Below are 14,577 nucleotides of genomic sequence, written 5' to 3' on the forward strand. Positions count from 1 at the left end.
ATCTTATACCAGATTATTGAGTCACTGTTTACTGAGTTAGCACCGCTGCTGTTATACTGCTGCCATACCAATACGATGGCACAATTACGGTGGTTACCTGTTTCCCTTTATCGCTGAAGGTCTCTAGCTGCTGTCTTTTAACCAGATAAATCATACGATCAAACTTGACGTTGCTTTCCAACTGCTCCAAATAGGCATTACCAGTAAAAATTACTCGGTCATGAGCGGTTTCATAACGCACGTTCTGCGCATAGCCACTTACTTGCTGGCCATCGTTATGCCATTGATAGAAGGTGACCGGACTACCGTAACCTTCTATTACTACGTTCATGTTATCTGGTCTAGTGATCACCACTTTATCGGCGCGAATATCAAGCGCACCTCGCTTGACTACAACCTTGCCGGTTAAGGTCACAGTATTAGTCGCCATATCCACCGCTTGTTGCATGGCGGCAATTTTAATCAGTTGATTGTCGTTGCTAGTTAACGCTAGCGCCGACGCGCTGGCTAGCATTAAGCAGCCGACCAGAAGGCTGGGATATGCTTTATGTTTATGATTTATTAATTTCATTATAGGTAGTATGAACATTTTTTAGCAACTCAGCGGTCTTATTGCGAAGATTGCCGCGCATCTGCATGCCGATTGAATGATAGCCAAGACCAGATATGCTTACTTTATCATCCGAGGAAACTTCCTGCGTTACCAGGTTAACTATTGCGTTATCTGTTGTAAGGTGTTTAATTTGCGAGGCATTATTCAAGCTATCTATCTGAACATGGCCATAAAGGTAAAGTATTCTTTTTTTAGTTAGCTTGGCCTTGTCGGCCTTCACTATCCAGGTAGGTATTGTTGTGTGTTCATCGAACGTAGTGACAACAGGCTTACTAACCAACATGATCTGTGGTTTTGCAAAATAATTCAAGTGATCGGCTACCAACTGGTAGCTAAGCCAACCTGCCAGGTTATACACTAAAGTTGTAGTATATTCGCTCTGATAGGTTGGCTCGCTAGTATGAGTAGGCACCTTGACCAGTGCTAGCTTCTGGTAAGTTTCCGTTAGTTTCAAGCCAATAAGCACCAGCACGAATAACCCGAGCAGTGCCGTAGTCCAACGTCTGGTATTGCTCATCCAGACTAACCGTTGGCATTCTTCTGCTTGCCCTGTGCAAATAGCAGCAGGTCACAAACTTCACGCACAGCACCACGACCACCAGCAATGCGAGTAACGTAATCAGCACTGAGCTGCAATAATGGGTGCGCATCAGCTACCGCCACACTCAGGCCAACCTGCTCCATCACTGGAGCATCAATGAGGTCGTCACCAACATAGGCGATTTGTTCCGCTGTTAATGTCAGTTTGCTTAGTAGTGTCTTAAATGCCACTGTCTTATCAGATTGACCCTGATAAAGATGATGAATGCCAAGCTTAACACAGTGATCTTCTAGTAGCCTGGTGGAGCTGCAGCTAGTAATAATAGCGAACTCAATGCCTGAGTTCAGCAAACACCGAATGCCGTAACCGTCTCGAACATTGAACGACTTAATTACTTCACGGTTATTACCCAGATAAATTAGTCCATCGGACATGACACCATCAACATCGCAAATTAATAGGCGAATATCGCTGGCGCATTTCAGCACATGATGTGCTACTAAGCCATAGTATGTCTCGACATTAGGATTTTCTTGCATGATGTTATCCATATTGTATCGCGCCAGCGCGTATTATAGCATATATATAAACTACGCATGCCTATCAGCTGGTTACTGTTCGCTACCAGCCGTGAATAAGTTATATGTGAATTGATATTGTTTGTTTTTTTTCCTCCAATTAAGCGTCTCTACTGCTAGTGTATTATTAGGTGTAATACCGTGCCGTGCGTACATGTTGCGGAAGAAGGAAGCATGTACGCAAAGATAAATTGCCGCTGCTTTTATTATATTGGGCTTACCCCCCGTTCATGCACATTATTGGGATGCGCAGAGGCTTCTTAAGTTGCTTATTTTAAATTTCAAACCACAATAGACAGAAGTGAAATAATTTGATACCCTTAGTATTGTTTAAATAAAATTGTTTTCATCAATTAACTCATTAACTATAAGATAATAACTGTGAAACAGTTCTACTGCTTGCTGCGACGTCAGGAAAACATAACCAAGTTGGTTGAAAGCAATTTATGGCATAAGCAATCCATTGACCACAATATTGGCCTAGTATCCTAAAACTGATTTTTTGGTAACTAACTACGCTATTTATTGACCGCATCATTCAATAACAGGCAGCAGAACCAACCATAATCAATTCTATTGGTTAGTTCGATCACTCTCAGTTAATCATATTTCTACAAGTAGGTCGTGCCGTACGTCTCATTTAAACAAATGCGGTTTAATTTCATCCAGGGCGAGGCATGGAGCCAATACAGCTACCAAATTCAGCAAAGTTTGCGGTAACTTGTTCGTGAACATAGCCGTCGAAACGAGCGTGAACGACGACGGACGAAATACGATAGAACGCATTCATCTTCCTGAAATTGTTACCAACTTGACGGACGAAGTAGGCCTATCTTCCTAACTAAGATAGACACCAACTTAACTAATCTTACATTTAGATCTAGATAAGGAAAAAAAAACCATGTCAACTAGTTTGTACAATGACGTGGATCCGATCGAAACACACGACTGGCTCCAGGCGATTGAATCAGTTATACGTACAGATGGTATTGAGCGCGCGCAATTCTTGATTGATCAATTGTTGGACAAAGCCAACAAATGTGGTGTAAGAAGTATTGCGTGTGCTGCAAACGAACGCAATTACATTAACACCATTCCAGTCGAAGATGAGCCGGAATATCCTGGCAATATAAAACTGGAGCGCCGCATCCGTTCAGCTATTCGCTGGAATGCCATTATGATCGTGCTACGCGCATCGAAAAAAAATTTAGACTTGGGTGGCCATATGGCATCATTTCAGTCGGCTGCTACTATTTATGAAGTTTGCTTCAACCACTTGTTCCGCGCACGGAACAACAAAGACGGCGGCGACCTGGTATATTTCCAGGGTCATATTTCCCCAGGAGTTTATGCACGTGCCTTCCTTGAAGGTCGTATAACCGAAGTGCAGATGAACAACTTTCGCCAAGAAGTACATGGCAAAGGTCTATCTTCTTATCCGCATCCGAAGCTAATGCCTAATTTCTGGCAATTTCCGACAGTGTCAATGGGGCTTGGACCCATTAGCGCCATTTATCAGGCGAAATTCCTGAAATATCTGGACCATCGCTTGCTAAAAGATACTAGTAATCAGACCGTTTACGCCTTTCTAGGAGACGGTGAGATGGATGAGCCGGAATCAACAGGGGCGATCACTATAGCAACGCGCGAAAAACTGGACAATCTAGTGTTTATTATCAACTGTAATTTGCAGCGTTTGGACGGTCCAGTTACCGGTAATGGCAAAATTATCAACGAGTTGGCAGGGGTATTCGGTGGCGCAGGTTGGGAAGTGATTAAAGTGGTCTGGGGTAGCCGATGGGATGAGCTATTGCGCAAAGATACCTCCGGTAAGCTGATGCAGCTGATGAACGAAACTGTTGATGGTGACTATCAGACCTTTAAATCTAAAAACGGTGCTTACGTTCGCAAACATTTCTTTGGGAAATATCCTGAAACCGCAGCGCTCGTGAAAGACATGCGAGACGATGAGATTTGGGCGCTTAATCGCGGCGGCCACGATCCAAAAAAAATTTATGCTGCCTTGCAAAAGGCTCAGAAAATTACGGGCAAGCCCGTAGTTATTCTTGCCCATACAATTAAAGGTTATGGTATGGGATTAACCGCAGAAGGCATGAACATCGCGCATCAGGTAAAAAAAATCAATATAGAAGGATTACGTTATTTTCGCGATCGTTTTAATCTTAGCTTCATCACCGATGAAAAGATCGAATCACTGCCTTATATTACCTTTGATGCAGGTTCAGAAGAGCATACTTACCTACACAAGCAGCGCCAGGTGCTGCACGGCTATCTGCCAAGTCGCCTGAGTGAATTCACCAATCAGCTGGAGCTTCCGAAGCTGGAGGATTTCGCTCCGCTACTAGAAGAACAGAACAAAGAGATTTCCACTACTATTGCTTTTGTACGCGTTTTGAGCACCATGCTTAAGCAAAAGTCGATTAAGGATCGTTTGGTGCCAATTGTCGCCGATGAAGCCCGTACCTTCGGGATGGAAGGGTTGTTTCGCCAGATAGGCATATATAGTCCGAATGGCCAACAGTACACACCGCAGGACCGCGAGCAGGTAGCTTACTATCGCGAAGACGCCAAGGGGCAAATACTGCAAGAAGGGATCAACGAACTGGGCGCAGCCGCTTCTTGGTTGGCAGCAGCTACCTCTTATAGTACCAATAATTTAGTGATGATTCCATTCTATATCTATTACTCAATATTCGGTTTCCAACGGATCGGTGATCTATGCTGGGCAGCTGGCGACCAGCAAGCGCGCGGCTTCTTAATCGGAGGAACATCAGGGCGTACTACCCTGAATGGTGAAGGTTTGCAGCATGAAGACGGTCACAGCCATATTCAATCTCTTACAATACCGAACTGCATTTCTTATGATCCAGCCTATGCCTATGAAGTTGCGGTTATCATACAAGATGGTTTGAATCGTATGTACGGTGATAAACCGGAAAACATATACTACTATATTACCACAATGAACGAAAACTATACCATGCCAGCTATGCCTAAGGGTGCTGCAGATGGTATTCGTAAAGGGATCTACAAGTTAGAAACGCTGGTCGGCAGCAAAGGAAAAGTGCAGCTGATGGGCTCAGGCGCTATTTTACGCCACGTGCGCAAAGCTGCGCAAATTCTGTCGAAAGAGTATGATATAAGTTCAGATATTTATAGTGTGACCTCTTTCACAGAACTAGCGCGAGATGGACAGGATTGTGAGCGTTGGAACATGCTGAATCCAACTAAAACACCACGCATACCATATGTAGCAACTGTACTAAATAACGCACCAGCAGTAGCATCCACAGACTATATGAAATTGTTTGCCGAGCAAATACGCAACTTTATCCCTGCTAAAGAGTTCCGTACTCTTGGCACTGACGGTTTCGGCCGTTCAGACAGTCGCGATAACCTACGTCATCACTTTGAAGTGGACGCTAGTTATGTAGTAGTCGCCGCGTTGGGTGAATTAGCAAAAAGAGGCGATATTAGCGATGATATAGTTGCACAGGCCATCAATAAATTCAAGATCTATGCTAATAAAGTCAACCCTAGGCTGGCATAAGAGGTAGAGTAAATAATGACGATTGAAATAAATGTACCGGATATAGGTGTAGATGAAGTTGAAGTAACAGAAGTTATGGTCAGCGTAGGCGATATAGTTGAAGCTGAGCAGCCACTACTGACCGTGGAAGGTGACAAGGCGGCAATGGAAGTACCGGCGCCATTCGCAGGGACCGTCAAAGAGATAAAAATTAACGTCGGTGACAAAGTAAGTACTGGATCGCAGATTATGGTATTCGATGTGGAAGATACTCAACCTACCGTAACCAACCAGATGCCGGTAAATACCAACAATAGCACTGTTACTACACCTGCACCATCGCTAACCTCATGTACCAACAGAGGCGAATTATTGGAGAACGCAGCCTACGTGCATGCGACTCCAGTGATTCGGCGACTAGCACGCGAATACGGTATCAACCTAGAGAAGATAAAAGGCAGCGGGCGTAAAGGCCGCATTCTTCGCGAAGATATCCACGCGTATATCAAAAAAGCGGTAAAACACGACGACGAAGAGGCGGCCGGAGACAGCAGATTACCACTAGGTATTATGCTACGGCCATGGCCAACATTGGACTTTAGACAGTTCGGTGATACCGAAGAGATTGAGATGGAACGAATCCAGAGAATCTCTAGTGCAAACTTACAACGTAACTGGGTAATTATTCCCCATGTGACACAGTTCGACGAAGCCGATATTACCGAGGTAGAAGCCTTCCGCAAACAACATAATATCGAATTGGAAAAAAAACAGACGAATGTTAAAATGACTCTACTAGTGTTCATTATAAAGGCAATCGCTAATACTCTGGAAGAGTTACCTCGTTTTAACAGCTCACTAGCTGAAGAAACTCATAAACTGATACTAAAAAAATATGTAAATATCGGGGTAGCAGTAGATACCATGAATGGCCTGGTGGTGCCAGTCTTACGAGATGTGAATAAAAAAGGCATGGTAGCACTTTCAAGCGAGTTGACGGTCATATCGAACAAGGCTAGGGCCGGCAAGCTGACTGCATCTGATATGCAGGGCGGTTGTTTCACTATTTCTAGCCTAGGCGGTATCGGTGGTAAGTTTTTCACGCCAATTGTCAATGCGCCAGAAGTAGCAATACTCGGTGTTTCTAAGGCTGCGATGAAGCCAGTGTGGAACGGTAACGAGTTCGTGCCCAGGTTGATGTTGCCGTTGGCGCTATCCTATGACCACCGGGTGATTGATGGTGCTGATGGCGCACGCTTTATCAGTTTTCTCAATCACTTACTGTCCGATATCCGTCGATTATTAATGTAACATAACCAATTATGTAAAATTAACTATGAGCCATGGGTATGGCAAAAATTTAAACTAAGAAGAAAAACATTAGAGGAAATTCAGAGGGAATGATGATTAATAAATTAAAAACTCAGGTCGTAGTACTTGGGGCAGGCCCTGGTGGATATTCCGCGGCATTCCGCTGTAAAGATTTAGGACTAGATACCGTCTTGGTGGAACGTTATCCTACCCTGGGTGGAGTTTGTTTGAATGTTGGTTGTATTCCTTCCAAAGCATTATTGCACGTCGCTAGAGTGCTTGAAGAAGCAAAGGCAATCAGTAAAAACGGTGTCGTTTTTGGTGAACCAAAAACTGATCTCGATAAAGTTCGTACCTGGAAAGAAACATTGGTCAAGCAGCTGAGTGTCAATATTAGCAGCATGGCAAAATTGCGCAAGGTCAATATAATACACGGTTATGGTAAATTCATTGGCACTAATCATTTGCAAATAGAAGGTAATAATGATACAACAGTAGTCAACTTCGACCAAGCGATCATTGCTGCTGGCTCCCGACCTATACAATTACCATTTATATCCCATGAAGATTCCCGCATATGGGACTCTACTGATGCGCTTGCTCTAAAATCAGTACCAAAGCGCTTGCTCGTGATTGGTGGAGGGATCATTGGTTTAGAAATGGCAACAATTTATAACGCGCTAGGCTCAAAAATAGATGTTGTAGAAATATTCAATCAGGTTATCCCACCGGCAGATAAAGATGTGGTGCAAATTTTTACTAAGCAAATTAGTTCCAATTTTAATTTAATGCTTGAAACCAAAGTAACCACAGTAGAAACCAAAGCAGACGGAGTTTATGTCAGCATGGAAGGGAAAAATATGGCAGCAGCAACCAAGATCTATGACGCTGTGTTGGTGGCTATCGGCCGTGTGCCGAACGGCACACGGCTCGATGTTGGCAAGGCTGGGGTGGAAGTAGATGATCGTGGTTTTATCAATGTTGATAAACAAATGCGTACTAATGTGCCAAATATCTACGCTATTGGCGATATCGTCGGCCCGCCCATGTTGGCACACAAAGGCATCCATGAAGGCCACTTAGCGGCAGCAGTAATTGCTGGCAAGAAACACCATTTTGAACCAAAAGTTATTCCGTCTATCTCCTATACCAATCCGGAAGTTGCATGGATAGGCTTAACGGAAAAAGAAGCGAAAAAAACAGGAATTCGCTATGCAGTCGCCACTTTTCCGTGGGCTGCCTCCGGCAGAGCAATTGCTTCCGCTTGCCAGGCAGGTATAACAAAGCTAATTGTTGATACTGACAGTAATCGGGTGATTGGCGGCGCGGTAGTAGGAGCTAACGGTGGCGAGCTACTGGGAGAAATAGGCCTAGCCATTGAAATGGGCTGTGATGTAGAAGATATAGCGTTGACCATCCATGCACACCCTACTCTGTATGAATCCATTGGTCTAGCAGCAGAAGTTTACGAAGGAACCATTACCGACCTTCCTAACAACAAATTAAAGAACAATAGCAATTTACTTTAGTTCTGTTGAAGTAGAACAACAGGTAGATATCAACATCATAAACTTTTTTGAAAATAGAAGCTCACAGAGAAAAATGTTTTTCCTTACGCAAAATATAACGATATGGTAATTGTTTTGTGGCTTGTGATAGCAAAGTATGCTCCATAAAACGACAGAAAATAGGAATATCGCGTATGGTGGCTGGATCATCGGCGATAATAAGTAAGGTCTGTCCGCAATCTATACCGCGCACTGTTTTGCGAACCATCATGACTGGTTCTGGACAGCGCAGGCCGCAAACATCCAATGTTAGATCAGTGTCGGTAAAAGAGTAAAGCATAAATAACGTCCATAAAAATAACTTAGTTAAATCTTGTATATCGTTTAATCTTTCATCTCCACTACAGAAGACGTACGTTTGTAAGATGTCAGGTTTTGCTGACCAAACCAATTAATTTCATGATGAAGAGAAACGACTTCGCCTATCACTAGCAAGGCGGGGGTTAATGCCCCCTGTGCCAGGGACTCTAGTTCTGCTAGAGTACCGATATGTACGCATTGGTCACTTTGGGTTCCGCGACTTATTACTGCCACAGGAGTTTGTGCCGATCTGCCATGGTAAATTAGTTTACTACTTATTTCAGCTGCGTTGAATACTCCCATGTATATTGCAAGCGTCTGGCTAACTCGTGCTAGCGCCTGCCAATCCAAGTCCGCTGCGCCGTCTTGCATATGCCCAGTAATCAAGGTAAGGCTTTGAGCATATTCACGGTGGGTTAGCGGAATACCGGCATAGGCGGTTGCACCAGAGGCAGCAGTGATGCCAGGTACGACCTGAAATGGTATACCCAATGCAGCCACCGCTTGCATTTCTTCGCCACCGCGACCGAAAATTAATGGATCGCCTCCTTTGAGCCGTACGACCTTTTTGCTTTGTTGCGCTAGAGTAACTATGAGCAGGTTGATCTCCTGTTGCGACATCGATATCGACTGTGAGCCGGCGCGCTTTCCTACGCAGATCTGGTCTGCCTCACGACGCACCATGTCAAGTATTTCCTGGCTGACTAGATAGTCATAAAGCACAACATCAGCTTGTTGTAATAATTGTAGTCCGCGTAGTGTTAATAGTCCACTATCACCGGGACCAGCACCGACTAGTGCTACCTCGCCTACATTTTCTGGATTAGCAGATAGGGACAGCTCTAGCTCTTGTTCTGCTTGTTCCAGCCGTCCCCGTGATATCAGATTAGCAAAGCGACCATTGAGCACTTTTTCCCAGAATCTTCGGCGTCCGGCCATGCTGCGAATATGCTGCTTTACTCTACCTCGCCATGTACCTGCCATAGCCGCCATTGGACCAAGAAAATTCGGTAGCATAGATTCAAGCTTCTCACGCAGAACGCGCGCTAATACCGGTGCCATACCACCAGTGGAAATAGCTACCACGATTGGGGTACGATCAATAATAGCAGGAAAAATGCATGAGCAGTGCTGCTTGGTGTCTACCACGTTGATCAACAGATGACGTTGTTCTGCGCACTTTGCAACTATGGAGTTTAGCTTTTTATTACCGGTGGCGGCAATAACTAGAAAAACATCATCCAGCATTGCTGGTTCAAAAGATTCTCCTATCCAGGATAGTCCGCCGGCATGGTAAATGTTTGTAAGCATTGGACATAGTCCTTGAGCAGAAACACGAATTTGGGCGCCAGCACGCATTAATAGTTGAATTTTACGTGCAGCAACATCGCCACCGCCAACTACTAATACCGGACGTTGCCTAAAATCAGCAAATATTGGTAAATATTTCACAGCAATCTTTCTAATATTGTTGATTAACACATTTGGTCATTTTGCCTTGCTTAGCCGCTTAGCCAGTTCTGGGAGGGGGAACCAAGTAATGGCTTAAACGACCGCAATAACAACCTGAATTTAATTACAGCCGCTCATAAATTGCGTGCGAGCCTAAAATAAGTATAGTATGCAGCGGTATTATCAATTTTAACTTTCATGCAAGCCACATTCGCGTTTTAGCCCAAAGAAGCGCGTTTCTTCCTCATTCATACCTGACTCAAACTTACGTGTAGTTTGTATATCACCTACTGATACATATCCCCTTTCCCACAGTGGGTGATAGCTTAGGCTATTACTGGTAATATATTGATACACTTGTTGATTATCCCAGTCAATAATCGGCAAAAGTTTGAACACCCCACGCTGAATCGTTAACACTGGTAATTGAGAGCGGCTGTAGGACTGCTCGCGCCGCAAACCGGCAAACCAAGTCTTTGCACCAAGAGTAGCTAACGCGCGGTTCAGCGGTTCTACCTTGTTGATTTGGTTATAGCGCTCAATACCCTCGATACCCTGTTCCCACAGTTTGCCATAGCGCGCCTCTTGCCAAGCTGGCGAAATACTAGCGCTAAAAATTTTCAAGTTGAGCCCCAGCTCCTCAGTTAGCTCATCTATAAAATGGTAGGTTTCCGAGAATAGATAACCAGTGTCAGTGAGAATAACCGGAATATCAGGAAACTGGCGAGTTACCATATGCAGACTAACAGCAGCCTGAATACCAAAGCTAGATGAAAGCACAATTTGCTTAGGTAGCTTTTCTAGCGCCCAAGCAACCCGTTTCTCCGCGGTTTTGCATTCTAACTGCTTATTAATAGTAGACAAAGCGGCAGTTTGTTGCGCTTTATCAAGCGCAGTTAATTCGCCAAGATCCAAATCGCTCATGCTGTCCTCTCTGGTTAATCGTAAAAATCGCGTGCCGAATCTACTACTGGACGTACTATTCCAGCTCGGACTACATAATCGCCGTAGGATTCCTGCGGATTGCGCTCACGCGCCCAGCGGCCTATGGTGTCATCAATAATATTCAGTATATCGTTTTCGGTAATATTTTCTCGATACATGCGCGGAATACGGGTACCGGCACTATCACCACCTAAATACAAGTTATAACGACCGATAGCCTTACCAACCAGCCCAATTTCCGCGAGCAGCGCGCGCCCACAGCCGTTCGGGCAGCCGGTAACACGCAGTATAATCTCTTCTTCTGCTGACAGCCCGTGACCAGACATAATGTTTTCCACTTTACTAACAAACTGAGGCAGAAATCGTTCCGCCTCAGCCATGGCAAGCGGACATGTAGGAAAAGCTACGCAGGCCATGGATGCCTTACGCTGCGCGGTGACACCATCATTAATCAGCCCGTGCCGCCGAGCTAGTGCTTCAATAACTGCTTTATCCGTATTATCGACCCCTGCGACAATCAGGTTTTGGTTAGCGGTCAGACGGAAATCACCTTGATGGATACGGGCTATTTCTGCCAAACCAGTTTTTAGTGTTCGGTTTGGATAATCAAGGATGCGGCCATTTTCAATAAATAGCGTTAAGTGCCATTTATGATCGATCCCCTTAACCCAGCCGAAGCGATCACCACGTTCAGTAAAGGAATAAGGACGCACAGGAGCAAATATTACGCCTGTGCGCATTTCTACCTCTTTCCGAAAAGCGTCGACACCTTTCTGCTCAAGGGTATATTTTGTCTTTGCATTTATTCTATTATAACGATCGCCCCAGTCACGCTGTGTTGTAACCACCATTTCAGCGATTTTAAGTGTATCTTTCAGGTCAACAAAGCCGAATTCACTGGCTTTACGCGGATAAGTACTCTTATCACCGTGAGTCATTGCAAGACCACCACCCACCAGTACGTTGAAGCCCACTAGTTGACCATTATCGCTAATAGCAACAAAATTAAGATCATTAGCATGCAGATCCACATCATTTAATGGTGGAACAACTAACGTGGTTTTGAATTTACGCGGCAAATATGTAGGACCAAGGATTGGTTCATGATCTGTAGTTTCGGTTTTTTCGCCATCTAGCCAAATTTCAGCATATGCTCTGGTTTTCGGTAGCAGATGTTCAGATATTTTTTTAGCCCATTCCCAGGCTTGTTGATGCAGCACCGACTCAATGGGATTAGATGTGCACATGACGTTACGGTTTACGTCGCCTGCGGTAGCAATAGAGTCTAGTCCCAAGCGGTGCAGTAATTGATGCATGCCTTTCAGCTTTGACTTAAGCACACCGTGGAACTGGAAAGTTTGCCTGGTAGTCAAACGGATACTACCGTATAAAGTTTCTTCAGCAGCAAATGCATCAATGCCTAACCATTGTTGCGGCTTGATCACTCCACCAGGAAGACGACAACGCAGCATCATGCTGATCAACGGCTCTAGTTTTGCTTCTGCACGCTCAGCGCGCAGGTCACGATCATCTTGCTGGTACATGCCATGAAAGCGGATTAGCTGAAAATTATCACCATTGAAGCCACCAGTTATACCATCCTGCAGATCCTGCACGATGGTGCCACGCAAAAAATTGCTTTCGCTTTTTAAGCGTTCGTTGTCGGAGCATTTGAATTTCAGTTGTTGTTCACTCATCAATATACATCCCGCTGATAACGGCGCTCAAGGCGCAGCTCACTTAAAAATTCATCCGCCTGATCGAGGTTCATACCCCCATGCTTAGCGACTACCGTAACGAGCGCTTGCTCGACATCACGGGCCATGTAATTGGCCTCGCCACAAACATAAATATGAGCACCATGCGTGATCCAACGCCATAATTCAGCACCATTCTCGCGTACTTTATCCTGTACGTAAATTTTACCTGCTTGATCCCGTGACCAAGCTAGATCTATTTTTGTTAGAATACCTTCTTTCGCATAGCGCTGCCATTCAACCTGATACAGAAAGTCATCGGTAAAATGGGGATTTCCGAAAAACAGCCAGTTTTCTCCAGAGGCACCATCTGCCTTGCGTTGTTGCAAAAACGAGCGGAACGGCGCAATGCCGGTGCCAGGCCCAATCATAATTACCGGCGTATTAGGATTTTCAGGCAGACAAAAGTTATCGTTATGCTCAATAAACACCCGCAATACACCGCCTTCTGGCAGTCTATCTGCTAAATAACCGCTGGCACCACCAGTACGTAGCCTACTCTCGATTTCAAATCGTACCACGCCAACAGTAATATGTATTTCTGCACCTACTTCTGCCTGTGACGATGCAATAGAATATAGGCGTGGCGTAAGCGGGCGCAGCAGTCCTAAAAGCTGATCTGAGCAGATGTCAATAGGCACATGTCGTACCATATCGACAATTGGTGTAGTTTGCGCAAACTGTTGCAATTTAGCTTTATCTGCAACTATAGCCAACAGCGCTTTATCCTGCGCTAAATAGGCATAATGTTCTACTATAGCTGGGGTGTTTTGCGTCAGCTCATAATATTTTTGTAGTGCCTCGCTGAGAGACAGCGTCTGCCCCGAAACTTTGACTTGTTCGTCGTTTTTTAGACACAGTAGCGCTAGCAATTCGCAAATCAGAGCTGGATCATTTTCGTACCATACTCCAAGCGCATCGCCCGGCTTATAATGTAGTGCGGAATCTCCGAGATCAATTTCAAGATGGCGCACATCTTTTAGCGACTGCCGGCTAGTTATTTTCTGACGCACCAATAGATACGCGCTTAGCGGTGTTTCTTTGGTGTAAGGATTGAAATTTAACTTATTGTTATGGTCATGGTCACTAAACGTCTTTTGTTGCTCTGGGCTAGCGATTACTGCAATTAACTTCAACCGATCTACCATCGCTGTGCGCCAAGCCTCAGCTTGCACCTGGTAGTCAACATCAGCATCAACTCGATCATATAAACGCTGAGCTCCTAACTCCTCTAGTCGACGATCGAAATCTTTGCCAATTTTCGCAAAATGCTCATAGGAACTATCACCTAATCCGAACACAGCAAATTTGGTATCAGGCAACGCTGGTGCCTTTTTCGAAAAAAGATATTTATATAGCGCGACCGCCTCTTCTGGCGGATCCCCATCCCCATGAGTGGAGGTGACGACTATAAGCAATTTCTCCTGGGCAATCTGTTTAAATTTATAATCGCCAGCGTTAATTAGAACGACATCAAGCTGAGCGGCGACTAAATGGTCACGCAATTGCTCCGCTAGACGTCTTGCATTGCCGGTTTGCGAGGCGCTAAGCAAAGTAATAGGTACCGTCGCCGCAGCAACGGCGCCTACATGCGGCTGTGCCGGCGCTGCCAGCAACAAAGGTTGATCTTCTGCCGACACACGCCCCCAAAAATAACCGGCAAGACAAGCTAATTGCAGGGAGGAAAAATCCCTAGTAGCTTCCTGCAAGCGACTCAGCTGCTCAGAACTTAACGGCAAAGCTGTAGTAAAATGAACCTGTTTTGTCATGGAAGTAGGCAGTTCCTTCTGTCATCAAGCCTGTAAACACCACCAGGTTATATAAGCATACCTATTCTAGGCTACACAATAAAGAACAAGATATGAATCATAAATAACTATAACATCGATTGCGGATCACCGTACTACTAACTATCAAGATATGGCATTTTTGCTACATAGCAGATCAGTAGTACGAACTTAT

Annotated in this window: 11 protein-coding genes; 3 read left to right on the top strand and 8 right to left on the bottom strand. The window is 44.8% G+C overall.

The genetic code is table 11. The features are described 5' to 3' along the window. Nucleotides 1-28: 28 nt before the first annotated feature. From lptA to kdsC, 3 genes are read right to left on the bottom strand one after another with little or no spacing between them, the layout of a single operon-like run. Nucleotides 29-562, bottom strand: coding sequence for a lipopolysaccharide transport periplasmic protein LptA (gene lptA / locus MEPCIT_RS00975; protein WP_420887215.1), 534 nt, complete (start codon nucleotides 560-562; stop codon nucleotides 29-31). Beyond that, complete coding sequence (lptC, locus tag MEPCIT_RS00980) at nucleotides 552-1,130, bottom strand: LPS export ABC transporter periplasmic protein LptC (protein WP_013975593.1); 579 nt, start codon at nucleotides 1,128-1,130, stop codon at nucleotides 552-554. Before lptC ends, lptA begins: the two co-directional genes overlap by 11 nt. Before the next feature lie 5 nt (nucleotides 1,131-1,135). Beyond that, on the bottom strand, nucleotides 1,136-1,693 hold the full coding sequence (kdsC, locus tag MEPCIT_RS00985) for a 3-deoxy-manno-octulosonate-8-phosphatase KdsC (RefSeq protein WP_013975594.1): 558 nt from the start codon (nucleotides 1,691-1,693) through the stop codon (nucleotides 1,136-1,138). A gap of 940 nt (nucleotides 1,694-2,633) precedes the next feature. Between kdsC and aceE the strand changes: the two genes are divergently transcribed. The 3 genes from aceE to lpdA all read left to right on the top strand — a co-directional run bounded on the left by aceE (nucleotide 2,634) and on the right by lpdA (nucleotide 8,122). After that, nucleotides 2,634-5,303 (top strand): pyruvate dehydrogenase (acetyl-transferring), homodimeric type, encoded by a 2,670-nt coding sequence (aceE, locus tag MEPCIT_RS00990; protein ID WP_013975595.1) that lies wholly within the window; start codon nucleotides 2,634-2,636, stop codon nucleotides 5,301-5,303. Nucleotides 5,304-5,318: 15 nt separating this feature from the next. Continuing rightward, a complete protein-coding gene (gene aceF, locus MEPCIT_RS00995; protein WP_013975596.1) occupies nucleotides 5,319-6,593 on the top strand; it encodes a dihydrolipoyllysine-residue acetyltransferase in 1,275 nt (424 codons plus the stop codon). A gap of 92 nt (nucleotides 6,594-6,685) precedes the next feature. Beyond that, nucleotides 6,686-8,122, top strand: a complete 1,437-nt coding sequence (lpdA, locus tag MEPCIT_RS01000) for a dihydrolipoyl dehydrogenase (RefSeq protein ID WP_013975597.1) — start codon at nucleotides 6,686-6,688, stop codon at nucleotides 8,120-8,122. Between the two features lie 61 nt (nucleotides 8,123-8,183). Here lpdA and tusA read toward each other — a convergent pair whose 3' ends face one another. The 5 genes from tusA to cysJ form a co-directional block, all read right to left on the bottom strand. Further along, nucleotides 8,184-8,441 (bottom strand): sulfurtransferase TusA, encoded by a 258-nt coding sequence (gene tusA, locus MEPCIT_RS01005; protein ID WP_013975598.1) that lies wholly within the window; start codon nucleotides 8,439-8,441, stop codon nucleotides 8,184-8,186. A gap of 44 nt (nucleotides 8,442-8,485) precedes the next feature. Next, nucleotides 8,486-9,913 carry a siroheme synthase CysG gene (gene cysG / locus MEPCIT_RS01010; RefSeq protein WP_041186166.1) on the bottom strand — a complete coding sequence of 476 codons (1,428 nt, stop codon included), beginning with the start codon at nucleotides 9,911-9,913 and terminating at the stop codon, nucleotides 8,486-8,488. 189 nt (nucleotides 9,914-10,102) lie between these two features. Then, complete coding sequence (locus MEPCIT_RS01015) at nucleotides 10,103-10,837, bottom strand: phosphoadenylyl-sulfate reductase (RefSeq protein WP_013975600.1); 735 nt, start codon at nucleotides 10,835-10,837, stop codon at nucleotides 10,103-10,105. A 14-nt stretch (nucleotides 10,838-10,851) separates the two neighbouring features. Then, a complete protein-coding gene (cysI, locus tag MEPCIT_RS01020; protein ID WP_013975601.1) occupies nucleotides 10,852-12,555 on the bottom strand; it encodes an assimilatory sulfite reductase (NADPH) hemoprotein subunit in 1,704 nt (567 codons plus the stop codon). Next, on the bottom strand, nucleotides 12,555-14,384 hold the full coding sequence (gene cysJ, locus MEPCIT_RS01025; RefSeq protein WP_013975602.1) for an NADPH-dependent assimilatory sulfite reductase flavoprotein subunit: 1,830 nt from the start codon (nucleotides 14,382-14,384) through the stop codon (nucleotides 12,555-12,557). Before cysJ ends, cysI begins: the two co-directional genes overlap by 1 nt. Nucleotides 14,385-14,577: the final 193 nt, after the last annotated feature.

Source organism: Candidatus Moranella endobia PCIT (assembly GCF_000219175.1).
Lineage (GTDB): Bacteria > Pseudomonadota > Gammaproteobacteria > Enterobacterales > Enterobacteriaceae > Moranella > Moranella endobia.

Bases quoted from the DNA above. Each gene is read 5' to 3' on its own strand.
- lptC (WP_013975593.1), bottom strand. From the start codon at position 1,130: ATGAGCAATACCAGACGTTGGACTACGGCACTGCTCGGGTTATTCGTG.
- kdsC (WP_013975594.1), bottom strand. From the start codon at position 1,693: ATGCAAGAAAATCCTAATGTCGAGACATACTATGGCTTAGTAGCACAT.
- aceE (WP_013975595.1), top strand. From the start codon at position 2,634: ATGTCAACTAGTTTGTACAATGACGTGGATCCGATCGAAACACACGAC.
- aceF (WP_013975596.1), top strand. From the start codon at position 5,319: ATGACGATTGAAATAAATGTACCGGATATAGGTGTAGATGAAGTTGAA.
- lpdA (WP_013975597.1), top strand. From the start codon at position 6,686: ATGATTAATAAATTAAAAACTCAGGTCGTAGTACTTGGGGCAGGCCCT.
- tusA (WP_013975598.1), bottom strand. From the start codon at position 8,441: ATGCTTTACTCTTTTACCGACACTGATCTAACATTGGATGTTTGCGGC.
- MEPCIT_RS01015 (WP_013975600.1), bottom strand. From the start codon at position 10,837: ATGAGCGATTTGGATCTTGGCGAATTAACTGCGCTTGATAAAGCGCAA.
- cysI (WP_013975601.1), bottom strand. From the start codon at position 12,555: ATGAGTGAACAACAACTGAAATTCAAATGCTCCGACAACGAACGCTTA.
- cysJ (WP_013975602.1), bottom strand. From the start codon at position 14,384: ATGACAAAACAGGTTCATTTTACTACAGCTTTGCCGTTAAGTTCTGAG.